Below are 26,816 nucleotides of genomic sequence, written 5' to 3'. Positions count from 1 at the left end.
TCGCGGTACTGCCACTACCGTCGCAATTTTGCAACATACGGGCCCCGAAGCTATTTATGCCTGCCGATGCGCTCCCGAAGCTCATGTTTGCGCCCCTGAGACCACGATGCTTGTTCTAAAACGCACTATATATGCGCCTGGAGACGTTGATTAACGCTTTCGATGCGTATACACACAGCTTGGCGTGCTGAATACTCGCAAAAATGCACGCCGCTCCCTATGGGACCCGTCTGCAGCAGGCGCGAAGCGAATCGGAGCCCAGCTGGATGGGGCATGGGACGATGCTAGGCGTGCTCGTGGCCCTGCCGCAGGCCTTTGGTGCTGTGGAAAACGCCCGTGTTCGCGTCTGGCTGTGTGGTAAATGACAGACGGGGTGCCGGACGCGCGGACTTTGTGCGTTCGCGCTCATTAGAAAAAACAGAGCCGCCCGTATCGGGCGGCTCGGCAATCAAAAACCTTGGATTCGGGGCATACGCTACTGGTTTGCTTGCCCCTCGAGCATGCCGTCGAGGGTGCGCCAGGCGAGCTCGGCGCATTTGACGCGGGCGGGCATGTGCGAGATGTCCTGGAGCTGGGCGGCCTCGTCCAGATCTTCCAGGTCCTCCTCGGAGAGCTGTTCGCCGCGGATCATGGCGAGGAAGAGCCCTGCCAAGCGACGCGCTTCCTCGACCGTCTCGCCGGTGATGAGGTCGGCCATGATGTCGGCGCTGGCCTGACTGATGGCGCAGCCGTGGCCGGTAAAGGAGGCCTCCTCGATCACGCCGTTCTCGACACGCAGCTGCAAGGTGAGCTCGTCTCCGCAGCTGGGGTTGATGCCGTCGTGCTCGTGCGTGGGAGCATCCATCTCGTACTTATAGTCGGGGTGCGAGTTGTGCTCCATAAATGTGGTGGAGGTGTACAGATTACCCATTGAATGTGCTCCAAACGTGATGCAGGCCGGCGATGAACTTGTCGATGTCGGCCTTGTCGTTGTAGAAGGCCACGCTGGCGCGGCAGCAGGCAAGGTTCTCGACGCCCAGCCAGGTGAGCAGCGGCTGCGCGCAGTGGTGACCGGCGCGGATGCAGACGCCGTCCATGTCCATGATGCTCGCGACATCGTGCGGGTGGATGCCCTTGACATTAAAGCTCACGACACCGTGGTGGTTATCCCAATAGATTGAGCCGATGATCTGGACAAAGTCGAGCTGCATGAGCTCGCCCATCAGGTAGTGGACGAGTGCCTGCTCGCGTGCCTGGATGTTTTCGTAGCCCACCGTGTTGACGAGGTAGTCGAGGGCGGCGCCTGTGGCGAAGATGCCGGCGGCGTCCTGCGTGCCGGCCTCGAACTTCTCGGGGACGGGAGCCCAGACGGCGTCCTGCTCAGTAACCGAGTCGATCATCTCACCGCCGGTAAGCATGGGCGGCATGGCGTTGAGCAGGTCCATCTTGCCCCACAGCACGCCGATGCCCATGGGGCCCATGGCCTTGTGCGCACTAAAGGCAAAGAAGTCGGCGCCCAGGTCGGCCACATCGACCGGCATGTGCGGCAGCGACTGCGCGCCGTCGACGACCAGGTAGCCGCCGTACTTGTGCACGAGTTTGCCGAGGTTCTTGACCGGGTTCTCGACGCCCAGCACGTTGGAGACCTGTCCCACGGCTAGGATCTTGGTCTTGGGACCCACCTTGGCAAGAACCTCCTCGGTGGTGAGCTGGCCGGTCTTGGTGGGGTAGAGGTAGACGAGCTTGGCGCCGGTCTCGCGGCAGACCTGCTGCCACGGAATCAGGTTGGAGTGGTGCTCCATAATGGTGATGACGACCTCGTCGCCCGGTTCGAGCACTGTGGGCGCAAAGCTCTTAGCGACCAGGTTGAGCGACTCGCTCGTGTTGCGGGTGAAGACGACCTCGTTGGCCTGTGAGGCGCCGATGAGGTCAGCGATCTGCTGGCGGACCTTCGCGATGGCGTCGGTGGCCTCGACGGACAGCGAGTACAGGCCGCGCAGGGGGTTGGCGTTCATGCGCTGGTAGAAGTCGCGTTCGGCGTCGAGCACACAGGCAGGGCGCTGCGCGGTGGCGGCGCTATCGAGGAAGGCGATCTCGGGGTGCTGCTGGAACAGCGGGAACTGGCCCTTGTAGGGGTTGGTCTCGATGTCCACGGTGGGCCAGCCGCGCGAAGCCTCGTCGCTGGCGTCGAGCTCCATGGGCTCGGGGGCAGTACAGGTATCGCATTTAACGTGCTCGGTGTCGATCATGCGAGCTCCTCTTCAAAGTTGTCGATCAGGTTGTTGCCTAGGCGGACGACGGCGGCGCGGGTGCGCTCGTCGGTGGCGGAAAGCGCGGCGTCCTCCAGCTTGGCGCGGATGAACAGGTCCTCGGCGGCGTTTTGGTCAAGGCCACGGCAGGCGAGGTAGAACAGCTGCTCGTCGCGGACGTGACCGATGGTGGCGCCGTGGTTGCCGGCGACGTCGTCCTCGTCACAGAGAATGACGGGAACGGTCTTGTTGTCGACGCCCTTGTTGGCCAAAAGCACCGTCTCGCGTTCGGTGCCGGTTGCACCCTTGCAGCCGTGCACGAGGTCGATGGTGCCACGGTAGACCTTCTTGGACGTGCCGGTCAGCACGCCGTTGGCGTCGATCTCGCACTCGGTCTTGCGACCGCGGTGGCGCAGCTCGTAGTTAAAGTCGCGCACCTGCTCGCGGGCGCCCAGGTAATCGGTATCGATGGTCACCTTGGCGGTGTCGCCCAGCAGGTCGCCGGCAAGGCCGGTGGCGCTGGCGCCGGCACCCAGGACGGTGTGCTGCACGTTGACGCGCGCGCCCTCGTCCAGGAACAGGCCGGTGTCGTCGAGTGCGATCCAGCTGTCGTCGAGTGTCTGCGTGCAGGTCACGTTGACGGTGGCGTACTCGTGGGCGCACACGCGTAGCACGGAGCCCACGACACCCTCGCCGGTAACAGGAGAGTCTAGGGCAATATGCAGGTCGAGCGTTGCCTGCGGGCGAGCGACGACGTCGATGGCGGCGATGGCCGCGGCGGCATCGACACCGCTCACACGCACGGTAACCGTGGCGTGCTGGTATGCGGGCACATCGATGTCGATGCGCTTGGTAGCGTGCTCGGCCAAGTAGGCGTAGGCAGCCTCGCCCATGCCGGTTTCGAAGGCTTCAGCAGGGGAGAGCTCCTCCTCGAGCTTGATGGCGCCGGCCTGGTAGACGGAGGTGGCGGGCACGTCGAGCTCGGTCTCGGGCGTGATGCGGGCGCGGTCGGCGGCAGCACCGGGGGCGGAGGAGCGGCGCTCGGGGAAGCGCTCGGCCATGGCGTCCATGGCGGCGTCGAACGCGTCTGTCACGCCAATAAACTGCTCGCCCAAGCCTTCGACCTCAACGGCCTCCGCGGGAGCGGCGGCAAGCTCGTCAGAGAGCTCGAGCTTGGTCTGATTCATCTTCAGCCAGCCCCAAGTGGCAGCCGGCATCGCGTTGACCTGCTCAAGGGTGGTAGCAGCGGTGTTGGTTTCCTGTTTCATTATCCGATCGCTCCTTCCATCTCGAGCTTGATCAGGTTGTTCATCTCGACGGCGTACTCCAACGGCAGCTCCTTGGAGACCGGGTTGGCAAAGCCGTTGACGATCATGGTGCGGGCCTCTTCCTCCGAGATGCCGCGGCTCATCAGGTAGAACACCTTGTCGTCGCCGATGCGGCCGATGGTGGCCTCGTGGCCGATGTCGACGTTCTTGGCGCGGATGTCCATGGCGGGGATGGTGTCGGAGCGGCTCTGGTCGTCGAGCATGAGCGACTGGCAGCTCACGGTTGCCTTGGAACCCTCGGCCTTGGGCGTGGCCACGATGGAGCTGCGGAAGGTCTGAATGCCGCCGCTCTTGGAGATGCCCTTGGTCTCGACGGTTGCCGAGGTCTCGGGGGCGTTGAGCACGACCTTACAGCCGGTATCGAGGTTCTGCCCGGCGCCGGCAAAGGTGATGCCGGTAAAGCTCGACCGGGCGCGGCGGCCGTTGAGCACACTCATGGGGTAGAGGTAGCCCACGTGGCTGCCGAAGGAGCCACTGATCCACTCTATGTCGCCATCCTCGTCCACGCGCGCACGCTTGGTGTTGAGGTTGTACATGTTTTTGGACCAGTTCTCGATGGTCGAGTAGCGCAGGTGCGCACGCTTGCCCACAAAGAGCTCGACGGCGCCGGCGTGGAGGTTGGCAACGTTGTACTTGGGCGCGGAGCAACCCTCGATGAAGTGCAGGTCGGCGTCGTCCTCGACGATGATGAGCGTGTGCTCAAACTGGCCGGCGCCCTTGGCGTTAAGGCGGAAGTAGCTCTGCAGCGGGAAGTCCAACTTGGTGCCCTTGGGCACGTAGACAAACGAGCCGCCCGACCATACGGCGCCGTGCAGGGCCGCAAACTTGTGGTCGGTGGGCGGGATGAGCGTCATAAACTTCTCGTGGATGAGCGGCTCCCACTGCGGGTCGTGCAGGGCCTCCTCGATGCCGGAATAGACGATACCCATCTTGGACGCGGTGTCCTGCATGTTGTGGTAGACCAGCTCGGAGTCGTACTGCGCGCCGACGCCCGCCAGGTAGCTGCGCTCGGCCTCGGGGATGCCCAGGCGCTCAAAGGTGTTCTTGATGTCGTCGGGCACCGACTCCCAGTCGTGCTTTTGGTCGGTGTTGGGCTTGACGTAGGTGACGATGTTGTCCATGTCCAGGCCCTCGATGGAGGGGCCCCACGTCGGGTCGGGAAAACGATTGAAGATCTCGAGGGACTTTAAGCGCAGATCGAGCATCCACTGTGGCTCGTCCTTCTTGGCGCTGATCTCGCGCACGATGTCGGGCGTGATGCCGGCGTCGAGGCGCTCGAATCCCTCCTCGCCGTAGGTGAAGTCGTAGAGGCTGCGGTCGATGTCCGCGACCTCGGTGCGGTTCTTGGTCATTGCGTCGCCCCTTTACGCCTGCTGCTCGGCAGCGGCGGCCTCGGCCTGGGCGCGCTGCTCGGCGGCCTCGCGCTCGAAGGTCTCAAAGCCGTTCTTGTCGATCCAGGGGATCAGCGAGGCATCGTCCTCGCGCACGATGTGGCCCTTGACCATAACGTGGACGCGGTCGACATCCAGGTGCTCCAGGATGCGCGTGTTGTGCGTGATGATGAGCATGGAGCCGTCGCAGCTCTTGCGGTAGGCGTCCATACCGTGGCTGACGGTGGACAGGGCGTCGACGTCCAGGCCGGAGTCGGTCTCGTCCAAGATGGCGAGCTTGGGCTGCAGCAGCAGAAGCTGGAGCATCTCGACCTTCTTTTTCTCGCCGCCCGAGAAGCCCACGCCCAGCTCACGGTTGAGGTAGGCGGTATCCATGTTAAGCTCGGCCGCGAGCTCCTTGACGCGACGACGGAATTCCTTGCCCTTCATCTCCAGGCCGGGGCGGCCGGCGATACTGGCGCGCAAAAAGCTCGACAGTGGCACGCCGGGGATCTCGACAGGGGCCTGGAAGCTCAGGAACAGGCCGGCGCGCGAGCGCTTGTCGGTGGTGAGCTCGGTGATGTCCTGGCCGTCAAAGACGATGCGGCCGTCGTTGACCGTGTAGACGGGGTCGCCCATGACCAGGTGGCCAAGGGTGGACTTGCCGGCGCCGTTGGGTCCCATCAACACGTGGGTCTCGCCGGCGGCGACGTTAAGGTTGACGTTGTGGAGGATGGTCTTCTCGTCCACGGAGGCGGTCAGACCTTCGATGGAAAGCAGCGGATTTGTGCTCATGCTGTCCCTCTCTGTATATGGTGTACTCATGGGTGTACGAAACCCTAGGAATCTTCTCGGAATAAAGTTACTATGGGTTCGGCGTTAGTCAAGGGAAAACCCGACTAATCCACTCGACTTTTCTAGATGTGGGACAAAATAACCTGTTGTGTTTGTCCCACTTACTTAAGATTTGGGACAAACAAACCTGGTTATGTTGTCCAAGATGCGATGGGAGGGTAGGTATGCTCATTTCTTCTAAGGGCCGCTATGCCCTCCGACTGATGATCTATATCGCAGCGCTGGGCGACGCCGAGGGCAAGATCGCTCTGCGCGAGGTCGCCGACCGCGAGCGTATCTCGCAAAAGTATCTGGAGCAGCTGGTTCGTCCGCTCATGAAGGCGGGCCTACTTAAGAGCGTGCGCGGCAAGGGCGGCGGCTACATGATGGCCAAGGACCCGGCCGAGGTGCGTGCCGGCGACATCCTGCGCGCCGTCGAAGGCAGCACGGCTCCGGTGGCGTGCGATGGCATCGACAACAGCTGCGCCCGCAGCGATCTTTGCTCGACCGTCAAATTCTGGCGCGGTCTGGACGACGTGATCGAAAAGTACGTCGACGGCGTGACGTTGGCCGACCTTGCTGCCGTCCCCGAGATCAACTTCGACATTAAGCTGTAGGGCTGCAGATGGTATCTCTCGACAAGGTGTACAAGCAAATTGAGATTTTTGCTCGGGAATGTGACGCCGAGAGGGTTGTGCTGTTTGGTTCTCGTGCCCGCGGTGACAACTTGCCTAAGAGCGATATTGATATTGCTGTAGCAGGTTGCCGGGATTTCGACCGTTTCTCATATCTGATAGAGGAGCGTCTTGATACTCTTTTAGATATAGACGTCGTCAATCTGGATGAGTCCTTATCGCAGCAATTGCTCGATGAAATTGCCAGGGATGGTGTGATTCTGTATGAAAAAATATGAGAACTTTGCCAGCGCCTTGGCGAATCTTGAGGATGCACCCAATCAGGATCTTAGCAATGATTTTGTTCAGAGTGGATTGATTAATAAGTTCAACCTTCAGTTTGAACTGAGCTGGAAGCTCCTTAAACGTCTGCTCGAGTATGAGGGCGCCACGCTTGCTGCATCGGGGTCTCCTCGTGCCATCTTGAAGGAAGCCTACCGATTCTACGACTTTATTGATGAGGCGGCATGGCTAGATATGCTCAGAGACCGCAATACGAACGTCCATATCTATGACAACAAGCTCGCTCAAGATTTGATTCAGCGTATCTTAAACGTCTATATCCCCGCTTTCTGTCGGTTGAGAGACGGGCTGATGGGACGCTACGGCGATCTTCTTCTGGTGCCCGACGACCAGTTTGTTTAATTCCTTTAGATTTCGCGGATTTCGCGGAGGGTTGTTGCCGTTTACCGAGGGGTTGTTGTGCAACAACGGGTGAGCTGCAATACTTAATTCTATCTTTGCAAACTGCACTTTAACTACACCAATGCAGGGAGGATCTTATGCAGCCCAAGCATTCTGCTATTGTCGCGGGCCTGACGCTGGCGCTTTCGTTTGGCGCCGTTTCCGCGCCGGCACCCGCCGCTGCCGAGGAGCCCACGCCGGGCGTTGCCTCGGATGCGACCGATATCGATAAGGGTCTCTATACCCAGCAGTCCTTCTCGGGCGTGCTGAGGTCGGTCCAGGGCGTTTCGTTTGTTAACGTGACCCCCGAGATGAAGTACTTTACCAAGTACGAGAGCCACGGCAACTATAACCAGGGCTTTTCGTATGGCGACGGCTATAACGCGCTGGGTTATTACCAGTTCGACCGCCGATGGTCGCTCATTCCGTTTATGAAGCAGGCCTACAACTACAACCCCGAAAAATACAGCATGCTCAAGGATGCGATTGATCGAGGCAGCGAGATTTCCAACGCGAGCAATGCCATGTACGAGAACGGCCAGCTCACCGAGCTGGGCCATATCGCGCAGGATGCCTTCCAAGGTGCTTATAACACCGACCCTGTTGAGTTCTCGGCTCTGCAGGATGCGTATGCGTACAACTCGTACTATGCGGTGACCGAGGCGTGGCTCAAGAGCGGCCTGGGCATTGATATTTCGGGCCGTGCCGATTGCGTTAAGGGCATGGTGTGGAGCATCACCAACATGTGCGGCACCGGTGGTTGCAGGGACTTCTTCCGTTGGGCAAACCTTTCTAACAGTATGACTGATCGCGAGTTTGTGACGGCGCTTTCCAACAGTGTGGTCAATAACGTGGCGACCAAGTATTCGAGCCAGCCCCAGTATCATGAGGGCTGGAAGAACCGCTACCGCAACGAGCTGAAGGACTGCTTGGTTTATATCGCCGAGGACGAGGCCGCTGCCGCTGCGACGCCCGTGCAGCCCGAGCCCACGCCGGCGCCCTCGCCGACGCCTGATTCGAATGACGACTCGAGCGACGATGCCAACGATGACAGGATGGATTCGCCCTCGACCGATGCTGACGGTGATGGCTCTGCTGGTGGCACTACCAACAACGGCTCTACCTCGAACGGCTCCGTTTCGAACGGCTCTGCTGCGGGCGATTCGTCTTCAAGCTCTGCAGGCAATACGGACAGCGACGCTTCTGGTTCGACCGGCGCTGGCACCTCTAACTCATCCACCGGCTCGAGCGATTCGTCCGTTGGCACCGGCTCTAACAACGGCTCCGGCTCTGACGCAACCCCTGGTTCCGATGCTTCCAAGGATGACTCGAATAAGGCGCCGGACGCTCCCGTTGCTTCGCCGGACAAGAAGCCTTCTATCTCCGTGCAGCTTGGTTCTACGCTGGGCTCTTCGCTGATGGCTGGTGTCAATAACGGCTCGACCCAGAACAAGGACAACTCTGATCAGGTTTCCACGGAAAAGACCGAGGCTGCAAAGGGCGACTCCAAGGACAAGGCTTCCGAGAAGACCGAGTCCGATAAGGGTTCTAGCTCTGATGAGAAGGGCGACAAGTCCGCTCAGGAGAAGGACGATGGCAAGAAGTCTGAATCTGAGGCGAAGGACGAGAACAAGGACAAGACCGAGGACGGAAAGCAGCAGGGCGAGGACAGCGGTAAGGGCAGCTCCGACAACCAGGTCCAGGAGCAAAATGACTCCAAAACGGTGACTACCACGACCACGACGACTACAGCTACCAAGTCCTCGGGCGGCAACATGCCCAAGACGGGCGATCTGATTGTGATGGCGAGCCTTGCCAGCGCGAGCTTGGCCACACTGGGCGCTACGTCTATCGTAAGTGGTAAGCATAAGCTCGATCAGCAGAAGAAGGCTTCTGGGGAGGACGGCTCGGAGGAGTAGCCTCTCGGTTGCCAGATAACTAAAGAATCGGGACGGGGTCCGGTGCGAATGCGTCGGGCCCCGTTTTGTTGTGCAACGATTAGTTGTGCCCCCTCACACCTCTTGTTGCTACCGTTGCCCGATATGTTTGCGCGGCGATATCGGTACATGCGATGCGGTCATTACAATTGGCATCGTGTTGCGATTTAGGGGGAACGTTTTGGTGTCTGAACAGGCAAATAATGGTTGTGCTGCCGGCTTTGGCGTGCGTTTGATCGGCTGTGCCGACGATGCGGCTTTGCCCATTGGCGTGCGCGACTATGCGGAGGCTCTTGGTTGCTGCACGCTGGTCGACAAGACCATGTTTATTGCCGATGTATTGAACTGCGACGCGTCCGTTGTGGTGTGCTGTCGACCCGAGGGTTTTGGCAAGAGCATGAACTTGTCGATGCTCAGGGCTTTTCTGGAGCGTCCAGCGGTCGGTCGCGCTGGTCAGCTTTTGTTTGGCGATGCTCAGATTTGGGATGCGGACGGCGGGCGCTATCGGGATGAGTACGCTTGCTATCCGGTGATATCGCTGGACTTTTCTGGCGCTGCGAGGCGTGGCACCGATGTTGCCGACGTCGTGCGCGATGCTCTTTCGGACGAGTGCGCTCGCCTGCTGGCGCTTTTGGAGGCTCCGGATTTAGCTCGAGACAAGGTACGTCACATCGAACGCGTTGCGCGTGGCGCGGCGAGCGAGGATGAGGTCGCCTCGGTGCTTGGCGTGCTCATTGAGCTGCTGGAGATGGCCTGCGATGAGCAGGTTGTATTGCTCGTTGATGGGTACGATGCGGCATGGTTGGGCCGTGCAAGCGCGAGGGGCGCTTCCGGTGCTGATCCGGCAGGGCTATTCGATCGCGTGCTGTTCGACGCCATTGTCGCTGCGCGCGATTCGTTGCGGCTGACGTGTCTGATGGGGGAGTGTCCCGGTCCTGCCGAAGCGGCGCTTTCTTTGCATGGCTGCTCGTATTGTCTGACGACGCCGCTTTCGACCTGGTGTGACCGTTGTTTCGGCTTTTCGGATGCCGAGGTCCAGGCTCTGTTGAATCATGCTGGGTGCGGGGAATACCTGGATGATGCGCGTGAATGGCTCGAGGGGTATCGGTTTGGTAGGGCCTATTGCTCGAGTCCAGCGCGTGTGATCGGTTTTCTGGGCCGAGGCTGCACGGCGCCTGTGCGCGCCGATCTGTATGCGTATGCGGATTGCCTGAGTAGGGTAGTTGCCGGGTGGAATCTCGACCGCCTTTCGGTCTTATTTGATTTGCTCGAGGCCCATGGGTGTGCTGAGGTCCCGCTTTGCTTGGGCGCTGTGGGGCTAGAGGCCTCGTCTGACGATGGCATGTGGACAGCGCTGTATCTGTCCGGTTTTCTCACGACGGATATGACTGAGGAGCCAGAGCATGGCGATTGTCTCCGTGCTTTGCGATTGCCCAATAACGAGCTTCGCCAGGCCTTGCGTCTAGTGATTATTGAGTGGTTTGAGTGCGCTGCAGAAGACATTCGAGACGTCGATGCGTTTCGCGACGGGCTGTGCCATGGGAACGAGGATACCGTGGGGCGGGCGCTAAGCCGCATCTTGGGAGATGCGGGAATCGGTGCGACCGACCCAGATACACCGCTGCCATATCACCTACTCTTGCAAGGACTCTGCTTTGGATTGCCGGGCTATGCCAATCCTGCTTCGAGGCGAAAGTGTGGCGCGGATCGCTGGGACATCCAGGTTTTTCCCACGGGCGCCGTGTTCGACATAGCCGATACGATCGGTATGCTCGATGAACGTCCGCTGATAACGATCAACATGATGTATGACCCCGGTGTGGATGCGCTGGGCCTGGAATTGCTGGCCGTGCAGGCGCTGCTCGACATAGAGCGCGACGGCATCGACGAAATCCGTGTGCCACGCCCCGCCATTGGACGCATGCGCTGGGGCTTTGGCTTTGACGGGCAGCGTGTGTCCGTGGTGTGCCAGCGGTTATAGGGGATGGCGAAAGCCCTTTACTACTCCGCGTCCTTCATGGGCGGCATGGGCTTCCAGTTGGGATCCTTGATGATCTTGCGGGCGTCCTTCATGCCTCGGCGCAGCGCCGGAATGCCGGTCTTAAAGCACTTGTCGACCGCGGTCAGGCGAATGAATTCCTTGCAGAAGGTCGCGGCATTGCCCAGGCGGAACAGCATGGGGTGATAGTCGCCATAGATCTGCATGTAGCGGGCCAGATAACCGCGGTTGCGCATGATGTAGTAGCGGTTGGTGTCGCTCGTGGAGTTGAGCTGGCGCTTGCCGGCGATATCCCAGTTGGAGACGGCGCGGGCGCGCTTGAGCACCACGTCGGCGACCACGGCGGCGGGGAAGTGCTGGCTGGCTACGTAGCCGTAGCAGGCATCGTCGCCGTAGATAAAGAAGCGCGCGTCGGGCAGGCCAATCTTGTCGACCACGCGGCGCGAGAACATGCCGCCCTCAAAGCACAGCTGGTTCATGGCGCGATAACCCTCTGGACCCAAGTCCCACTTGGCGACTGGGTTGGGAATGCCGAGCGAAAGGATGAGTTGGTATTGCCAAAAGAAGGCGCCGCCGTCAAAGTCTAGGCGCGAACCCTGGATGACATCGTAGCGGTCGGTCCACTTGGCAAGACGCTCGATGCCTTCGGGGATGACGAGCACGTCGTCGTCCATCACCCAGAACCACTGGGCGCCCAGGTCGTAGGCGCATTTAGTGCCGGCGGAGAAGCCGCCCGCACCGCCGCCGTTTTCGAGCTGCGGGGCGTAGATGACACGGTCGGTGCCGCCCTGCGCGTCAGGCTGCTCGGTGTCGATGCCCCACAGGTTGGCCAGGCGCTCGTTGAATGCGGTGCACATGGCCTCGGTCTCGCGTGAATTCTCGTTATCGACAATCACGATGCGCCAGGGCGCGGCCGTGAGCTCGGTCATAGAGTCGAACAAGTTGGCCAGGAGTTCCTGGCGCTTGTACGTAACGACGACGATGGCGAGCTTATCGATGGGGGCGGGGAGGGTTGAAGGCATGGGGCAATATATCCTTTCACGCGCGGCGGGCGAGCGCTGCACGGAAGCTATCGAATACGTCCTTGGGACTGTCCTATTGTAAAGGCTCGGCGCACCTTAGCGGCAAGCTTTGAATAAAACGCAGGAACCTGCCATGGGCCCGCCGCATGATGTGGGGCTGCTTTGCCCGCAAGAGGCTCCATAGATTATATAAACGCCCGCTGGCGCGCTGACCCTTTGATACCATGAAACGACAGGTATTTCCTAAGGAGCACATTTGTCTACTAACGCCTCTGGCAGCCCTGTTCTGTCGCTGCTTATTCCCATTTACAATGTTCAGCGCTACCTGCGCGAGTGTCTCGATTCCGCCCTGGCGCAGACGCTCAAGGATATTGAGATCATCTGCATTAACGACGGGTCGACCGACAACTCGCCGGCGATTATCCGCGAGTATATGGAGCGCGATGGGCGCGTCAAGATGATCGACAAGGCCAACAGCGGCTACGGCGACTCGATGAACCACGGACTGGACATGGCACGTGGCAAGTACGTTGGCATCTTGGAGTCCGATGACTTTATGGCGCCCGACGCACTTGAAAAGCTTGTCTCGACCGCCGAAAGCAATAATGCCGACTTTGCGAAGGCGAACTTTGATTTCTACTGGTCTAAGCCCGAGGAGCGCCGTTCGCTGCACGAGATGTTTAAAGCCAAGGACTGCGGCAAGTCGGTACACCCGAGCGATACGACGCAGTTCTTTAAGCAAAAGCCGTCGATTTGGTCGGCCGTGTACCGTCGTGATTTTCTTGAGCGCAACGGCATTAAGTTCCTGCCGACTCCGGGGGCATCCTTTCAGGACACGTCATTCGCCTTTAAGGTGATCGCGTGCGCCGATAAGGCTGTTTACCTGCATGATGCCGTGTTGTCGTATCGCCAGGACAACGAGAATTCCTCGGTCAATTCTTCGGCTAAGGTCTTTTGCGTCAATACCGAGTATGCCGAGATTGAGCGTTGGATTCGAGAGGATTATGCCCGTGATCACGCAAGTGATGACGTCGCGCGCATGCTCAAGTTCAATCAGCTCATTAAGTACGATTCGTACATGTGGAACTACGTGCGCCTGGCGCCCAAGTTCTATAAGGAGTTCCTGGTGCAGATGGCCAAGGAATTTCAGGCGGCCTTGGACGCGGGGGAGTTTTCGCTTGACGACCTCAAGCCGTGGAAACGCGCGAATCTCGCTGCCATCCTCAAAGATCCTGAGGGCTGGGTTGACGAGCATCCGAGTTTTGCGACGGATGGTGCCTTGGGGCGTGCTAAGTATTACGCCTCGGTTGGAGGCCCGGGCGTGGTCGCCGCCTTCCTCATCGAATCGCTGAGGGGGTAGGTCGGCATGGGAGAGGCCTCGTGTCCTAAAGCTACGATTGTCGTCCCCGTTTACAACTCTGCGCGCTCCATTCAGCGATGCGTCGATTCGCTGTTGGCCCAGTCCGAGCGCTCGATTCAGGTTGTTTGCGTCAATGACGGTTCGACTGATGATTCGTTGAACGTGTTGCACCGGATCGCGCAGGCCGACGATCGCGTACTGGTGATTGACCAGGAAAACGCGGGCGTCTCGTGCGCTCGAAATGCCGGTATCGATGCCGCCGAGGGCGAGACCGTCTTCTTTGTGGACGCTGACGATTACATTGATGCCCAGACGGTCGAGCGCGTGCTGCATGCCATGGAGTCTGCAGATGCCGAGGCCGCCGTTTTTGGCGGCGTCTGTGAACCTGCCGACGCTGCCCCCAAACGCGTCCAGCAACTCATGAGCCCCAAAGCCGGTACCTTCGGCGCCCGTGATCCCCAACTGCTGTTCCATTCGAATGCGCAGCCCTATGCCTGCCGTGCGGCTTTTTCGTGCGAGCTGCTCAATCGCGAAGGCATTCGCTTCGCCCCCAGTTTGGCTTTGGGCGAGGACGTCGTCTTCCAATTTGCGGCTTATGCGCTTGCCCGCAAGACCGTCGTCATGCCGGACAGGTTCTACCACTACGTGATGGAGAGCGAATCGGCGACGCACGAGTTCAACAGTGCCGAGGCTCGCGCCAAAAAGCTTGACGCCCACATGAGGATGCTCGAGGAGGTCTTGGAGGACTGGGCGGCCTACGGTCTTTTGGACCTGTGCCCCGGCGAGCTGATAACTTGGTTTTTAGACCTCATTGTGTTCGACCTGGCGCGCTTGGATTCCGATGACTTCCGTCGCGTGGCGGCTCGCGTCAACATGGACCTCACGACGTTTTTGGGAACGGAGTGGGCGGATATGCCTGCTAAGGGCGCCGTTCGCCGTGTTGCCCACAAGCTCGTTGCGGCGACCTCGGGCGTTTCGATGGCAGACGCCACACTGTTCTATCTTTCGACTCGCGGTCTCAAAGCCTGCCTGGAGCGTTTTATCTAATTCCAGGCGCTGCCGCCCGCCGCAACTCGGCTGCTAAAATAACCCTGTTACACGCTATTCAACAGGAGGTTCTCTTGCAGAACTCTGATACCCCTAAAGTTTCGCTGCTCGTTCCCATTTGCAATGTCGAACGCTACCTGCGTGAGTGCCTCGATTCTGCTGTGGCTCAGACGCTCAAGGACATCGAGATCATCTGCATCAATGACGGCTCAACCGATAGCTCGCCAGATATCATCCGCGAGTATATGGAGCGCGACCCCCGTGTAAAGATGATCGACAAAGCCAACAGCGGCTACGGCGACTCGATGAATCGCGGCCTGGAGATGGCATGCGGCGAGTACGTGGGCATCCTTGAATCCGATGACTTTATGTTTGAGGATTCGCTCCAAAAGCTGGTCGCCAAGGCCGATGCTGAGCACGCCGATGTGGTAAAGGGCGACTTTTACCTGTATTGGTCCACGCCCAGCGAACGCCGTGAGCTGTTTGGGATCATCGACGAGCATATGACGGGCGCCGCGTATCGCCCCGTCGATCGCCCGGGCATCTTCTACCGCAAACCTTCCATTTGGTCGGCTATCTATCGACGCGAGTTCCTCAACGACAATCAGATTCGGTTCCTTCCCACGCCAGGTGCCTCGTATCAGGACGCCGGCTTTAACTTTAAGGTTTGGGCTTGCGCTGAGCGTGCCGCGTTTATTACGGACCCCATTTTGTGCTATCGCCAGGATAACGAGAAGAGCTCGGTTAATTCGCCCAACAAAGTGTTTTGCGTGTGCGACGAATATGCCGAGATGCAACGTTTTTTGGACGAGCGTCCCGAGCTTAAGGCTCAGCTCCAGGGCATTTTAATGCGCATGAAGGTCGATACGTATCGTTGGAATGATGAGCGTCTGGTCGATGAATTGCGTGAGCAGTTTTGGAAGAAAGCCTCGTCCGATCTCAAGGCCGATTGGGATGCCGGTCGCTTTGACCTGTCGCTGTTTGATCCGCGTGGCGAGACCGACTTGCGCCTGATGGTCAAGTCGCCCCGCGCCTATATCGATTCGCGCTTTGAATTTAAGAAGCCCGGCAAGCTCAATACGTTTAAGCACTACTTTAAGATTGGCGGCCTGCCGCTGGTCTGGCGCGTGCTGACGTATCAGCGCACCTACGGCGACAACCCGCACCCTGATGACGTTCCGGCCGCACTGTAGGAGCGAGTGATTATGGTTACCCCCAAGATTTCCGTTGTCGTTCCCATCTATAAAGTGGAGGAGTGCCTGGCCTGGTGCCTGGACTCCCTGCTTGCGCAGGACATGCCCGATTGGGAAGGCGTGCTGGTCAACGATGGCTCGCCGGATGGTTCGCGCGATATCGCGGCCGCTTATTGCGAAAAGGACGCGCGCTTTACGCTGGTCGATAAGGAGAACGGCGGCCTGTCGAGCGCCCGTAATGCAGGCATTGCTGCGTCCACGGCGCCTATCGTCGCGTTTTTGGATTCCGATGATCGGTTCACGCCCGATGCATGCCGCGTGATCGTCGATGCCTTTGAGCGCGAGGACTGCGACGTTTTGACCTTTGGCGCGAATCCGTATCCGCTGGAGGCGGGGTATCCGTGGCTTAACTATGCACTGAGTCCACGCGGTGTGTCGTTTGAAGGCTATAGCTCTGACCTGCTGTTTAAGGAAGCATCTCGCCCCTTTGCATGGCGCACCGCCTGCAGGCGTGAGTTTTTGCTGGGTAACGAGATCGTGTTCGACGAAACCGTTAAGTATGGCGAGGACCAGGTCTTCGATTTTGCCGTGTACGGTCGTTCGCACAAGACCGCGCTTATTTCGAACAAGCTGTACGACTACCGCGTGGCGCGCAAAGGTTCGCTCATGGACACCATGCGCTACGACGACGAGACACGTCTGCTGGAGCACGTGAAGATTTACTCCGCGGTGCTGGCTGACTGGCAGCGCGACGGTCTCGATGCTCAGCATGCCGATGACCTGGCGTACTTCCTCTGCGACCTGGTGCTGTACGATGCGCTCAGGTTGCTGGGTTCGGACTGCGGCAAGGTGTTTGCTGCCGTTGCCACGGCACTTGCCGGTTCTGCCGTGGGCAGCGATGCTGCGCTCGCACAATGCGCTCCTTCTGTTGCTGCTATGGTGCGTGCGGCGCTTACCAGCAAGGCCCCCAATGCCCGTGGGTGCAAAAAGCTCATGTTCGATTACGACGTCTTGAGGTTTGGGCGCCTGGGTGCCTGTAAACGCATGGCAGCGAACGCCCTGGGAAAGCGAGAGGTGTAGATGAGTATCAAGCGTTTGGCGCTTTGCCGCAGTCAGGGCCGTCTATTTGTGCTGCTTCGTTTTGCCGGTCAGGATGTCGCCGCGCTTATTGAGCGGGAGGGTTCTCAAGCGTTTGCCCATGCGACGACGAGCGGTTCTTGTGTGCCGTCGCTGGCACTCCCGGTTGACCATGGCCGTGTGCTGGCGCTTTGCCCTTCCGTTGCCGATTACGAGTGCGAGCTTGCCGTCTTGGTGCTTCCGTTTTTGGATGGTACGTCGATGGATGTCGTTTTTGCATCCGGTGGTCAAAGGTTGGGCGCCATTCGTCTCGATAGCCGCGTGGCCAAGCTGGAATCCAAGATTAACTACAAAGCAAAGCCTGCGCTGTGCGCGCTTATCCGCGATGCGCAGCGTGGCGAATGCTGCGGTCGCTACGAGATCGATGCCATTCGCTATTTGCCGGCAGACGACGGCGCGGTGTGGCGCTTTGAGGTCAAGTGGGCGGGAGACCCCCAGTGCGCGCCTGAGCTCCAGATCTTCGATACGCATATGAATGCCATCGATGCTACCGTGCATGTGTTTGAATCGCAGGTCGATGTGCCGCAGCAGAACGGATGCCACGTCAATAAAACGTATCTGAGCGTTGAGATGCCTCAGGTTATACGAGATTTTGTCGCGATTGCGAGCGATCCCACGGAGCAGATTCAGAGTGGTTTTTGCGCTATGGATGGTCGCCTGTACAACGGCATGGTCGACGACAGCTGGAACCGCATGAAGGACGCGCGTGCAGACGACGCGGCTTATCGACGTTGGTTTGAGCAGCATCGCGCAAAGCCGGGCGATTTAGCGTGCCAGCGTGTCGCTTCGGTGGCTTTTGCCTATAGACCACTCGTGAGCATTGTGGTGCCGTGCTATAAGACTGATCGGGTCTACCTGCGCGAGCTGCTGGACTCGGTACTAGCCCAGAGCTATGACAACTGGGAATTGTTGCTTATGGACGCCTCGCCCGAATGGGGTGCGGTGGCCAATCTTGCGGCTGCCGCCAATGACGAGCGCATCCGTCGCATCGAGCTTCCCGGCAACGGCGGCATTGTGGTCAACACCAACGCAGGTATCGAGCAAGCGACGGGCGACTACATCGCGTTCTTGGACCACGATGACATTCTGGAGCCGGACGCGTTATTCCAGTATGTTTCCGCGCTGAATAAGGCGGCCGAGGGCGAGCGCCCCCAGGTCCTGTTCTGCGACGAGGACATGTTCCAGAAAACGGGGGAGTGGGGCCAGCCGGTCTTTAAGACCAAACTCAACGTCGACCTGCTCTATAGCCATAACTGCGTGACGCATTTCCTGATGGTAGAGAAGACGCTTATCGATCGTATCGGCACGTCCCCAGAAGACGTTGCGGGTGCCCAGGACTACGACCTGACGCTTCGCTGCCTTTCGGCGGACGCGCGGTTTGAGCATGTTGCGCACGTGCTGTATCACTGGCGCGTTCATCCGGGATCGACCGCCGACGGATCCGCCGACAGCAAACCGTATGCCATCGAGGCTGGGCGCCTGGCTCTGCAGCGCCACTTTGACTCGCTGGGCGTTCACGGAACGGTCGAGGAGACCGAGACGCCGTTTGTCTACCGCATGCGCTATGCGCTGCCGGAGCCTGCGCCACTGGTGAGCATTGTGATTCCCACCAAGGACCATGTTGAGACGCTCGATGCTTGTGCGATGTCGATCGCCCAGAAGGCCACGTATGCCAACTACGAGATCGTCTTGGTGGAGAACAACAGCGAAGCCCCGGAGACGTTTGCGTATTACGAAACCCTGCCGGAGCGCGTGGTCGCGGCATCTGAGGGCAAAGGTAGCGCGCGCGTTGTGTACTGGCCGGGCGAGTTCAATTACTCCCAGATCATTAACTTTGGCGTGGAGCATGCCAAGGGCGACTATCTGCTGCTGCTCAACAACGATACCGAGGTCATAAGCCCCGACTTTATCGAAGAGATGATGGGTTATCTGCAGCGTCCCGATGCGGGCGTGGTGGGCGCCAAACTCTACTTTGCCGATCATCTGGTGCAGCATGCCGGCATTGTGGTTGGGGTGCGCGGCGCACTTGCCCATGCCAACCAGGACTTCTCGGCAAAGCGCGAGGGCTATCTTGCTCGTGCCGTACGACCGGGCAGCTTTAGCGCCGTAACAGGTGCCTGTCAGATGGTCCGACGCGACGTATTTGAGCGGGTCGGAGGCTACGACGAGGAATTCGCCGTCGGCTTCAACGACGCGGACTTTTGCCTTCGTGTGTGGGAGGCGGGCTACCGCACCATCTTTACGCCCTATGCCGAGCTGTATCACTACGAGTTCACCTCGCGCGGCAGGGAAGAGGCCAACGAGGAAAAGCTGCGCCGCTGGAAGCGCGAGCAGGCACTGTTCATGCGGCGCTGGCCTGAGTTCTTCCTCGATGGCGACCCGTGGCTCGGACCAAACCTATCCTCCGACAGTGAGTACTTCTCGTTTTAGTGCGAAGTAATGCCAAGTTCCGGCAAAGTATCTTCAAGAGCCGCAAGAGCGGTGGGGTTCAAGTACTCCTCGTTCAAGCAGCTCTTGTCATATCGAAAACGTGTGTCTCGTGAGCATTCGATGAGTTCTGCAGTAAAGAACTTCTCCCAGCTAAAGAACTTTGAGCTTTCGATATGTTCAGCGGGGTTAAGCAGCATGTCCTTAATGTGTTTGCTGTTGAATATTCCCGACTTCAACACGAGCCATTCAAACGATTCCGGTAGGAATAGCTTGATGTTCTTTCGGCGCAATAGAGCAGCTGCTTCCGCAATTTCTGGTCCAAAGGCGGCGCCGTCGGCAATCACGAGGATGTCGTTTTCCGGTGCGTCCATAATGCAGTTGCAAATGTTTGATTTTCCTCCCGCGCTGATGCACTTAATGCTGCTCTTTTTGCATAGCAAACTGAAGAATTCGTAGCCCGAATTTGTGTCCTCGACGATGACAAGCTCGGGCCTCTCGCCTCTAAAATCAGTATCACCGTAAATACGATATGTAGAGGTGTAGACACGAGAGTAAACGGGATACTTCGTTGTGGTTCGGTTGGTGTTCTTAAGACCGTAGATTTCATCAACGCTATAGGGCAGTTGACGCAGTGACTCTCTGGCGACGATTACGTAGTAGTTTGAGCTACGTTTTGCTTCATGGGCAAATTCTCTTGATCGAACAAAAGTATTGCCCTCATCAATAAAAACAATACTGCTGGAAATTTCTTGGAGATCTCTGCGCCAATATTTTCCAGATATTGTTTTACAGGGCACTTTGCAACTTACTGTTACGCCGCTTTGTGCCCCAAGATCTTCGTGAGCTGCCACCATTTCAAGCAAAGTTGTCTTGCCTGTAGCACTGTTGCCTTGGATGATGGTCAGATTTCGATTGATGGTCAGTTTAAACTGAACTCGGTTATTTTGAATAGTTACCTTGTATGATCCGCGCATCAGGAGTTCTCCCTTAGGCATTTTCCAGCTATGGGGACAAGGTCAAACATCGTGTGAACGACATCGCCTGTGTTCGCAATGGCAGCCGTGAATTTGCCGTTTCCGAAATCCATTAAATGGTAGAGATTGATTGTTAGATCCTTTTGCGCGGCGATCCTCAGAATCCAGTAGGCGCAATTATCACCGCAATTTGAGGCGTTATATATATTCTGCGGCATAAAGTACATAAGCAGTAGTGTTTTGGTGCCGCTGGATAGTTTCTCGGGAGGAATGACGCCTAGAATCTTGGTATCGATTGCATTGGGGCCTACCACGGTGCCTTTATCGATGGATTTAATGACCCTTTGGGCAAAGGAGTCTTGAAACCACTGGGGCGAATAGACGTTATCGAAGTAAACCGACGTGTTGTAGATAACGTTTTCCATATCACCATAGTGAATTGTTAGCACGTTAGCTCCTTCGGCTTGCTGATTTGGCATTTAGTGAGATTGATTATATCGCAGCACATTAGGCGGGCGTTATCGGCCCGCGGTAGATGTGATTGATGACCAAGGTTTGTATTTTGTTGCTTTATTAATCAGTTCACTCGTTTAATCAGTTCGTTCATGCGCTAAGTTTGCCTTAGGAGCTATTCAGCGTAACGATTGAGGTGTGGCGACTCATATTTAAATTGCAGTCACAAAGACACCTTTTATCGATTTCCCGTTGAAATACTGAATTGATAGTTTAAAAATAACTTAAGAGAGCCTTAAATCTCGGAGAAAGGATGTCGTATGAAAAACCTTCGAGAAAGATGGCGCGGACTAACAGTGCTGGGAGTTGTTGCATTTGCCGCTGCCTGCATGACGGTTGCCCCGGTGCCCTCATTTGCTGATATTGCTGGCGGTGGCGGAGACGGTGGACCGATTACGGAATGGTGTTCCGACGGTCGTCCGAAGACTGGACTCGTTCGGTGCGAGGACGGCAACCTTCGCTATTTCGATCCCGAAACTGGCGCCATGGTCACGAACCAGTGGCATAACGAATACGAAGCTGTCTGGTACTATTTTGGCGCTGACGGGATCGCGGTGTCGGGCTGGCAGTCTATCGGTGGGGACAAGTATTACTTCTACCCCGAAAGCCATGATATGGCATACGGCCGAGTTCAGATTGACGGCAAGAACTACTTCCTGAACACCCCTGGTGCCAACGCCGATGGCCGCATGCAGCATAGCGGCTGGCTCTATGACTCCATCTATGGAAAGTGGTTCTATGCGACCTCCAGTGGCGAACTGCTGACCGGTTGGCATAATATCGGTGGAACTTGGTATTATTTCGACGAGTATGGTGTCATGCTGACCGGCTGGATCAACGTTTCGGGGACGTGGTGCTACGCCAACGCTTCCGGTGCGATGGCCACTGGCTGGCTCAACATCGGCGGTACGTGGTACTACCTCGACGGTTCGGGCGCCATGGTCGCTAACAGCTGGCGCAGCCTCGGCGGCTCCTGGTACTGGTTCGGCGACTCCGGTGCAATGGCCACTGGCTGGTTCTTGGCAGGCGGCTCTTGGTACTATGCGAGCGGTTCGGGCGCCATGGCAACCGGCTGGCTCAGCAATGGCGGCACGTGGTATTGGCTCGGAGGTTCGGGCGCTATGGCCTCTAACTCTTGGGCTAACGTTGGTGGAGTTTGGTACTGGTTCGACGATTCCGGCGCGATGGCCACCGGCTGGCGTCAGGTCGGCGGCGCCTGGTACTACTTTAGCGGTTCCGGCGCTATGGCCCACGACGCCTGGGTCGGCGACTACTACCTCCAGTCTTCCGGTGCCATGGCTACGAATGCCTGGGTTGGCTCCTACTATGTCGGCGAGGACGGCAAGTGGATTCCGGGCTACGGTTTAGTTTGGTACAAGAGCGGTAGCCATGTTTACCATACGCATAAGTGCCGTACCGTTGGCAAGGACGCAAAGGGCTATTCGCAGATCTCTATCCAGGAGGCCCAGAGGCGTGGCGCTTCACGAGAGTGCAAAAACTGCCAGCAAATTGGCTAGTACATTACTGAGCTAGTTTTGATTGAGGCCCCGTTGCCCTGAGGTGACGGGGCCACTGCGTGATTGGATACTGTGCTGCTATGAAGAAATGGTCATTCGGGGTGCTGGTCTTTTCGGGCCTTGTTTCTTTGGGGCTCCTTTTGGGTTCGCCCTCGATGTTATACGCCCTTGATTTGAATAACACTGACGAAGGTCCCGCATCTAACGTTGCTATTGCTTCTGTCGAGTCAGGCGTTGATGTTCAGCGCGAATCGACCTTCGCTGTCGAGCAGAACTCTCAGATGGATAATGAGATCCCTTCTGAGGTTTCGAATCAAATTGTTTGGCATCAGGGGTGGATATCACCCGAAGAAGGGGCTGGTTTTTGGCGTTGGGGCTTGTCCGACGGAACGATCGCTGTTTCTTCTTGGAGACATATAAACGGTAGCTGGTACTGGTTCGACGACGAAGGTCGAATGGCTCAGGATGGATTGGTCCAAGTCGGGGGTGCGACTTATGGATTCTCCTCTTCGGGTGCAATGCGTGTCGGCTGGTACCTAGATTCTACGGGCTCCACTTTTGCTTGGCGTCATTTCTCCAGTTCTGGCGCCATGGTAAAAGGCTGGCTTTCAGACGGCAACAACTGGTATTGGCTGGATGATGAAGGCAAGATGGTCCACGACTCGATGCTGCAGATCGGGGGAGCTACGTATGGATTCTCCTCTTCTGGCGCAATGCTTATCGGATGGCATCTTGATGCTTCCGTCTGGCATTATTTTTCCGGCTCTGGCGCCCTGGTAAAGGGCTGGCTCTCGGATGGGGGCCGTTGGTATTGGCTTGATCCTGCGGACGGTTCTATGGCCACCGGGTTGAATGCATGCAATGGAACCCCTTATATCTTTAACGGATCGGGGGCCATGCTCTCCTCCCAGTGGGCGCTTATTGACAACAACTGGTATTACGCTGACTCCAACGGCTTGCTGCATGGAGGCTGGTTACTTCTAGGGAATTCTTGGTATTACCTGGATCCAGGAAGCCATATTATGCTCACGGGCTTTGTGCAAGTGGGTACATCCTCCTATTTCCTTACGAGTTCAGGTGCCATGGCAACAGGCTGGGCACTTGCTGATAATACTTGGTACTACGCCGCATCAAGCGGAGCAATTCAACGAGGGCGATGGATAAAGTCCGGAAGCGCCTGGTATTACCTTGATGAGGTGTCCGGCGCAATGCGTACTGGTGAATATACGGTAGGCGACACGCGCTATTATTCTTATGATTCTGGTGCGATGGCATCTTCGTGCTGGATCAACTTGAGCGACGGTATGTCATGGGCGAATTCGTCTGGAGCACTGAGCGAGCCGTTGCCTACTTCATCTGATGGATCTCCCGTAATCGCCGATCGTGCCGACTTGTCTTCATTGCCAGGTGCAATTCATATTGGAGACGCAGTTTTCTATGCGGACGCAAACGGTGTCGTTAATGTGGCATCTGGTTGGATTATGTCGAATGACGCTTCTGATGAAAACGGTAATACTTGGTACTACGCATCTTCCAATGGTGTCCTTAAGTCTGGTTGGCAATATGTCAACGGTGCGTGGTATTGGATGGACCCTTCCACATTCAAGATGAAAACTGGATGGCTTAATGACGGCGGTACGTGGTACTGGCTCCAGCCTTCGGGTGCCATGTTTGCTAATGGGTGGCTGAAAATCGATGGCGTTGACTACTACTTCAATGCAAGCGGTGCATGGTTGAATACGTCTGGTTCTGTTTTGGGGGTCAATAGGTCCAGCCTGGTCAATTGGCTTATGAGCCACGAAAACGACGGCTATTACCGTGGAACACGCTATGATACGCATCTTAGCCAAGAATCATGCATGTATCCAAAGGGTGATCCTCGTTGGGACGGGTATACCGGTATGAACTGCGGCGGATTTGTATCGCATGCATATATGAAGGCGGGCGGTAATTTAGCTCCCATTGCCGCTGAGCAGAGCCATTCGCCTTGGAGTGGGGGTCCCGGAAGGGGCGGCTGCGTTAACGCGTATCGTTGGTATGGCTACGCTATCGATACATGCGCGAACGTGACTTATTTCAACTCTATTGATGAGTTGTTGCGTAGTGGTTTGGCTCGTAAGGGGGATATTGTATTTTTCAATCCTTACAATCCATATGCGGACGATAGTCATATCGGTTTTTTCTGGGGCAATTCGCCGAGCGAAAACTTGTTTTGGCATAGTGACGGTTATGGAAACCGTATTTCTGGTTTGACTGCTTTGGGTCCATCGAAAGTAATATTGATTCGTTAGAATTCCGAGTTGTAGGGGACTCTCTGGGCCCCCTGCCTTTTTGACATCTAGTTTGAAAGCTAACTGATGTCGGCATTCTTTGGGCAAAGAGTAGGGACCAGGAGTCCTTGGTTTCACCTTGCTGGGAAGTTCTTGTTTACATTGTGGTATTGCGTGCAGTTATTTGTCGTCCTAGATGGCGCCTTGTCCAGTTGGATGTTCGGAAATCTTTCACAGCCATGCTGTAAGCTAGACGCAAACAAGAACGAATGACGAGGTTTACATGAGCAAACATCTTAAGTTATTTTCGGCATTGTTGGTGCTGATGGTCCTTGCGCCCATTTCTGTGTTTGTTTTTCCCTCGAACGCGGAAGCTGCGCGGTCCCTAGTTGAGAATTCCTGGCGTTATGAGGATGGACAATTGGTCGCAGAGGATGCTTCTTCCGAAGAAGATGGAATAGCCTTATTGTCCATGGACATTCTTCCCGATGGGGCTACGGCGCAGGGCATCGATGTCAGTGAGCATCAAGGACGTATTGACTGGAATGCTGTTAAGGCTTCTGGTATCGATTTCGCTATACTGCGTGTTGGATTTGGCGCTCCATCTTGGGGCGGTCGAGTTGACTATCAATTTAATCGAAATATTTCTGAGTGCGAGCGACTCGGAATTCCTTACGGCGTCTATATCTATTCATATGCTTTTGATAATCAACAGGCAGCCGATGAGGCGTCCATGGTGATTGACTGCCTATCGGGGCGCAATCCTAGGCTACCGGTGTATTACGATCTTGAGGACAAGACAATTATTGCAGATGGCCGTCAATCCGGAATTGCATCTAGAGCTCAGATATTCTGTAATAAGATTTCTAGTGCTGGATATAAGCCAGGCATTTATGCAAACCTAAATTGGTTTAACAATATATTGACCGACCCTGTATTTAAGAGCGGTTCTTGGGATCATTGGATTGCTCAATACAACTCCCAATGTCACTATACCGGCAGTTACAGCTTTTGGCAGTATACAAGCCGCGGAAAAGTTTCTGGTATTAGCGGAAACGTTGATATGAATTACGCGTATGTTGATGTCTCTCTTTATTACTGGCAGTTAAAAGAGGGCACTTGGTATTACGCAACCTCTGACGGCAAAGCGTATACCGGATGGTTGTGCCAGGGTGGCACCTGGTACTGGCTCGAGCCCGACGTGGGCGGTGCCATGGCTACCGGCCTTCACGAGTGCAACGGCTCCCTGTACTGGTTTAATTCGTCCGGCGCGATGTCGACCGGGTGGGTCCTCGACGGCGGGACCTGGTACTACGCGACTGGCTCCGGCGCGCTGGCGCGCGGCCCCGTATCCGTCGGCGGCGTGCCCTACTGCTTCGACGCCCGGACGGGTGCCATGCTGACGGGCTACCAGACGGACGCGCAGGGCGTCCGCCGCTACTTCGGCAGCTGCGGCCCCCTTAACGGCTGGGGCCTCGTCGACGGCTCCTGGTACTGGTTCGCTGACGGTATCGCCTCGACCGGCTGGCTTTACACCGGCGGTTCCTGGTACTGGCTCGACCCCGACGCGGGCGGCGCCATGGTGACGGGCCTCCACGCGTGCAACGGCTCAGCGTACTGGTTCAGCGCCTCCGGCGCGATGGCGACCGGATGGGTCCTCGACGGCGGGACCTGGTACTACGCGACTGGCTCCGGCGCCCTCGCCTCCGGCTGGCTCAACCTAAACGGTGCGTGGTACTGGCTCGATCCCTCGACGCACGCCATGGCCACGGGCGTTCAAACTATCGGATCATGTGAATACATATTTAATAGTACCGGCAAGATGATGGCTAATTGCTGGTCAAACGGTGATGGGTCTTGGATGTATCATTCGTCATCCAGCGGCGCAATTGACCTTAAAGGCATCATGACCGATTCGGGAATCCAGCTGATTGACGACGACGGTAATGCCAGAACTGGTTGGATTGAGAGTCAGGGTGCTCGATATTATTGTTCTGCTAGTGGAGTAATTCTGACTGGGTGGCAGCAAATTGCTGGGTCTTGGTATTACTTTAACCCGGATGGTCGAATGGCGACCGGCTGGCTTAACGATGGCAGCAACTGGTACTGGCTGGATTCCGCTTCTGGCGCGATGAAAACGGGATGGCTTTCCCTTGGGGGCACATGGTATTACCTTGATGTCGCACGTGGGGGAGTAATGTTGAGTAACGGTTGGTATTGGATCGGCTCTACTGACTACAAGTTCAGTTCATCCGGCGCAATGGTGTTAGCGCCGGGCGATTTTAGCCGCTAATAGTCA

21 protein-coding genes are annotated in these 26,816 nt (G+C 57.2%); 13 read left to right on the top strand and 8 right to left on the bottom strand.

Annotated features, from left to right (window positions below):
* Window positions 1–475: 475 nt before the first annotated feature.
* The 5 genes from sufU to sufC are packed head-to-tail and all read right to left on the bottom strand — an operon-like array spanning window position 476 to window position 5,721.
* Window positions 476–910, bottom strand: coding sequence for a Fe-S cluster assembly sulfur transfer protein SufU (gene sufU / locus DW913_RS08555; protein ID WP_117758331.1), 435 nt, complete (start codon window positions 908–910; stop codon window positions 476–478).
* Window positions 903–2,228, bottom strand: coding sequence for an aminotransferase class V-fold PLP-dependent enzyme (locus tag DW913_RS08550; RefSeq protein ID WP_199411429.1), 1,326 nt, complete (start codon window positions 2,226–2,228; stop codon window positions 903–905). The genes sufU and DW913_RS08550 overlap by 8 nt, the downstream gene beginning before the upstream one ends.
* A complete protein-coding gene (locus DW913_RS08545; RefSeq protein WP_117798235.1) occupies window positions 2,225–3,496 on the bottom strand; it encodes a SufD family Fe-S cluster assembly protein in 1,272 nt (423 codons plus the stop codon). Before DW913_RS08545 ends, DW913_RS08550 begins: the two co-directional genes overlap by 4 nt.
* A complete protein-coding gene (gene sufB / locus DW913_RS08540; protein WP_022094821.1) occupies window positions 3,496–4,908 on the bottom strand; it encodes a Fe-S cluster assembly protein SufB in 1,413 nt (470 codons plus the stop codon). Before sufB ends, DW913_RS08545 begins: the two co-directional genes overlap by 1 nt.
* Window positions 4,909–4,920: 12 nt before the next feature.
* Window positions 4,921–5,721, bottom strand: coding sequence for a Fe-S cluster assembly ATPase SufC (gene sufC, locus DW913_RS08535; protein ID WP_117798234.1), 801 nt, complete (start codon window positions 5,719–5,721; stop codon window positions 4,921–4,923).
* A 224-nt stretch (window positions 5,722–5,945) separates the two neighbouring features.
* On the opposite strand from sufC, the gene DW913_RS08530 reads away from it, so the two are divergent.
* From DW913_RS08530 to DW913_RS08510, 5 genes are all read left to right on the top strand, one after another.
* A complete protein-coding gene (locus DW913_RS08530; protein ID WP_099431873.1) occupies window positions 5,946–6,377 on the top strand; it encodes an Rrf2 family transcriptional regulator in 432 nt (143 codons plus the stop codon).
* Between the two features lie 8 nt (window positions 6,378–6,385).
* Window positions 6,386–6,673 (top strand): nucleotidyltransferase family protein, encoded by a 288-nt coding sequence (locus DW913_RS08525; RefSeq protein WP_117655961.1) that lies wholly within the window; start codon window positions 6,386–6,388, stop codon window positions 6,671–6,673.
* Window positions 6,660–7,079 (top strand): HI0074 family nucleotidyltransferase substrate-binding subunit, encoded by a 420-nt coding sequence (locus tag DW913_RS08520; protein ID WP_117758329.1) that lies wholly within the window; start codon window positions 6,660–6,662, stop codon window positions 7,077–7,079. The genes DW913_RS08525 and DW913_RS08520 overlap by 14 nt, the downstream gene beginning before the upstream one ends.
* Window positions 7,080–7,216: 137 nt before the next feature.
* A complete protein-coding gene (locus DW913_RS08515) occupies window positions 7,217–9,037 on the top strand; it encodes a hypothetical protein (RefSeq protein ID WP_117798233.1) in 1,821 nt (606 codons plus the stop codon).
* 202 nt (window positions 9,038–9,239) lie between these two features.
* The gene (locus DW913_RS08510) at window positions 9,240–11,036 is read left to right on the top strand and encodes an AAA family ATPase (RefSeq protein WP_158566228.1); all 1,797 of its coding nucleotides are present in this window, start codon (window positions 9,240–9,242) and stop codon (window positions 11,034–11,036) included.
* 20 nt (window positions 11,037–11,056) lie between these two features.
* On the opposite strand, the gene DW913_RS08505 is transcribed toward DW913_RS08510, so the two are convergent.
* Window positions 11,057–12,076 carry a glycosyltransferase gene (locus DW913_RS08505; RefSeq protein ID WP_117798231.1) on the bottom strand — a complete coding sequence of 340 codons (1,020 nt, stop codon included), beginning with the start codon at window positions 12,074–12,076 and terminating at the stop codon, window positions 11,057–11,059.
* Between the two features lie 256 nt (window positions 12,077–12,332).
* Between DW913_RS08505 and DW913_RS08500 the strand changes: the two genes are divergently transcribed.
* The 5 genes from DW913_RS08500 to DW913_RS08480 all read left to right on the top strand — a co-directional run bounded on the left by DW913_RS08500 (window position 12,333) and on the right by DW913_RS08480 (window position 19,243).
* The gene (locus DW913_RS08500) at window positions 12,333–13,436 is read left to right on the top strand and encodes a glycosyltransferase (RefSeq protein ID WP_117798230.1); all 1,104 of its coding nucleotides are present in this window, start codon (window positions 12,333–12,335) and stop codon (window positions 13,434–13,436) included.
* Between the two features lie 6 nt (window positions 13,437–13,442).
* Window positions 13,443–14,483, top strand: coding sequence for a glycosyltransferase (locus tag DW913_RS08495; protein WP_117798229.1), 1,041 nt, complete (start codon window positions 13,443–13,445; stop codon window positions 14,481–14,483).
* 74 nt (window positions 14,484–14,557) lie between these two features.
* Window positions 14,558–15,676 carry a glycosyltransferase family 2 protein gene (locus DW913_RS08490; protein WP_158566226.1) on the top strand — a complete coding sequence of 373 codons (1,119 nt, stop codon included), beginning with the start codon at window positions 14,558–14,560 and terminating at the stop codon, window positions 15,674–15,676.
* A 12-nt stretch (window positions 15,677–15,688) separates the two neighbouring features.
* Window positions 15,689–16,756, top strand: a complete 1,068-nt coding sequence (locus DW913_RS08485; protein WP_117798227.1) for a glycosyltransferase — start codon at window positions 15,689–15,691, stop codon at window positions 16,754–16,756.
* The gene (locus DW913_RS08480; protein ID WP_117798226.1) at window positions 16,757–19,243 is read left to right on the top strand and encodes a glycosyltransferase; all 2,487 of its coding nucleotides are present in this window, start codon (window positions 16,757–16,759) and stop codon (window positions 19,241–19,243) included.
* Here DW913_RS08480 and DW913_RS08475 read toward each other — a convergent pair.
* Together DW913_RS08475 and DW913_RS08470 are read right to left on the bottom strand one after the other, a co-directional pair.
* Entirely contained in the window at window positions 19,240–20,217 is a 978-nt protein-coding gene (locus tag DW913_RS08475; protein ID WP_117798225.1) for a translation initiation factor 2, read from the bottom strand. The genes DW913_RS08480 and DW913_RS08475 overlap by 4 nt on opposite strands.
* Entirely contained in the window at window positions 20,217–20,666 is a 450-nt protein-coding gene (locus DW913_RS08470) for a DUF4869 domain-containing protein (RefSeq protein ID WP_035138642.1), read from the bottom strand. The genes DW913_RS08475 and DW913_RS08470 overlap by 1 nt, the downstream gene beginning before the upstream one ends.
* A 324-nt stretch (window positions 20,667–20,990) precedes the next feature.
* Here DW913_RS08470 and DW913_RS08465 point away from each other — a divergent pair, with 324 nt between their 5' ends.
* The 3 genes from DW913_RS08465 (at window position 20,991) to DW913_RS08455 (ending at window position 26,810) form a co-directional block, all read left to right on the top strand.
* A complete protein-coding gene (locus DW913_RS08465) occupies window positions 20,991–22,247 on the top strand; it encodes a hypothetical protein (protein WP_117798224.1) in 1,257 nt (418 codons plus the stop codon).
* An 80-nt stretch (window positions 22,248–22,327) separates the two neighbouring features.
* Entirely contained in the window at window positions 22,328–24,538 is a 2,211-nt protein-coding gene (locus DW913_RS08460; protein ID WP_117798223.1) for an N-acetylmuramoyl-L-alanine amidase family protein, read from the top strand.
* Between the two features lie 262 nt (window positions 24,539–24,800).
* Window positions 24,801–26,810: a GH25 family lysozyme gene (locus tag DW913_RS08455; RefSeq protein ID WP_117798222.1), complete on the top strand. Its 2,010-nt coding sequence runs from the start codon at window positions 24,801–24,803 to the stop codon at window positions 26,808–26,810.
* The last annotated feature ends 6 nt before the right edge of the window (window positions 26,811–26,816 follow it).

It is taken from the genome of Collinsella sp. AM42-18AC (assembly GCF_003467965.1).
In the GTDB taxonomy this organism is placed as follows: domain Bacteria; phylum Actinomycetota; class Coriobacteriia; order Coriobacteriales; family Coriobacteriaceae; genus Collinsella.
This window is presented reverse-complemented; position numbering and strand designations above follow the sequence as displayed.

What these genes read in the sequence shown, in the direction of transcription:
- DW913_RS08475 (WP_117798225.1), bottom strand. Translation starts at nt 20,217, where the DNA reads ATGCGCGGATCATACAAGGTAACTATTCAAAATAACCGAGTTCAGTTT.
- DW913_RS08525 (WP_117655961.1), top strand. Translation starts at nt 6,386, where the DNA reads ATGGTATCTCTCGACAAGGTGTACAAGCAAATTGAGATTTTTGCTCGG.
- DW913_RS08460 (WP_117798223.1), top strand. Translation starts at nt 22,328, where the DNA reads ATGAAGAAATGGTCATTCGGGGTGCTGGTCTTTTCGGGCCTTGTTTCT.
- DW913_RS08495 (WP_117798229.1), top strand. Translation starts at nt 13,443, where the DNA reads ATGGGAGAGGCCTCGTGTCCTAAAGCTACGATTGTCGTCCCCGTTTAC.
- sufU (WP_117758331.1), bottom strand. Translation starts at nt 910, where the DNA reads ATGGGTAATCTGTACACCTCCACCACATTTATGGAGCACAACTCGCAC.
- DW913_RS08515 (WP_117798233.1), top strand. Translation starts at nt 7,217, where the DNA reads ATGCAGCCCAAGCATTCTGCTATTGTCGCGGGCCTGACGCTGGCGCTT.
- DW913_RS08455 (WP_117798222.1), top strand. Translation starts at nt 24,801, where the DNA reads ATGAGCAAACATCTTAAGTTATTTTCGGCATTGTTGGTGCTGATGGTC.
- DW913_RS08520 (WP_117758329.1), top strand. Translation starts at nt 6,660, where the DNA reads ATGAAAAAATATGAGAACTTTGCCAGCGCCTTGGCGAATCTTGAGGAT.
- DW913_RS08480 (WP_117798226.1), top strand. Translation starts at nt 16,757, where the DNA reads ATGAGTATCAAGCGTTTGGCGCTTTGCCGCAGTCAGGGCCGTCTATTT.
- DW913_RS08545 (WP_117798235.1), bottom strand. Translation starts at nt 3,496, where the DNA reads ATGAAACAGGAAACCAACACCGCTGCTACCACCCTTGAGCAGGTCAAC.
- DW913_RS08505 (WP_117798231.1), bottom strand. Translation starts at nt 12,076, where the DNA reads ATGCCTTCAACCCTCCCCGCCCCCATCGATAAGCTCGCCATCGTCGTC.
- DW913_RS08530 (WP_099431873.1), top strand. Translation starts at nt 5,946, where the DNA reads ATGCTCATTTCTTCTAAGGGCCGCTATGCCCTCCGACTGATGATCTAT.
- DW913_RS08550 (WP_199411429.1), bottom strand. Translation starts at nt 2,228, where the DNA reads ATGATCGACACCGAGCACGTTAAATGCGATACCTGTACTGCCCCCGAG.
- DW913_RS08485 (WP_117798227.1), top strand. Translation starts at nt 15,689, where the DNA reads ATGGTTACCCCCAAGATTTCCGTTGTCGTTCCCATCTATAAAGTGGAG.
- DW913_RS08465 (WP_117798224.1), top strand. Translation starts at nt 20,991, where the DNA reads ATGAAAAACCTTCGAGAAAGATGGCGCGGACTAACAGTGCTGGGAGTT.
- sufC (WP_117798234.1), bottom strand. Translation starts at nt 5,721, where the DNA reads ATGAGCACAAATCCGCTGCTTTCCATCGAAGGTCTGACCGCCTCCGTG.
- sufB (WP_022094821.1), bottom strand. Translation starts at nt 4,908, where the DNA reads ATGACCAAGAACCGCACCGAGGTCGCGGACATCGACCGCAGCCTCTAC.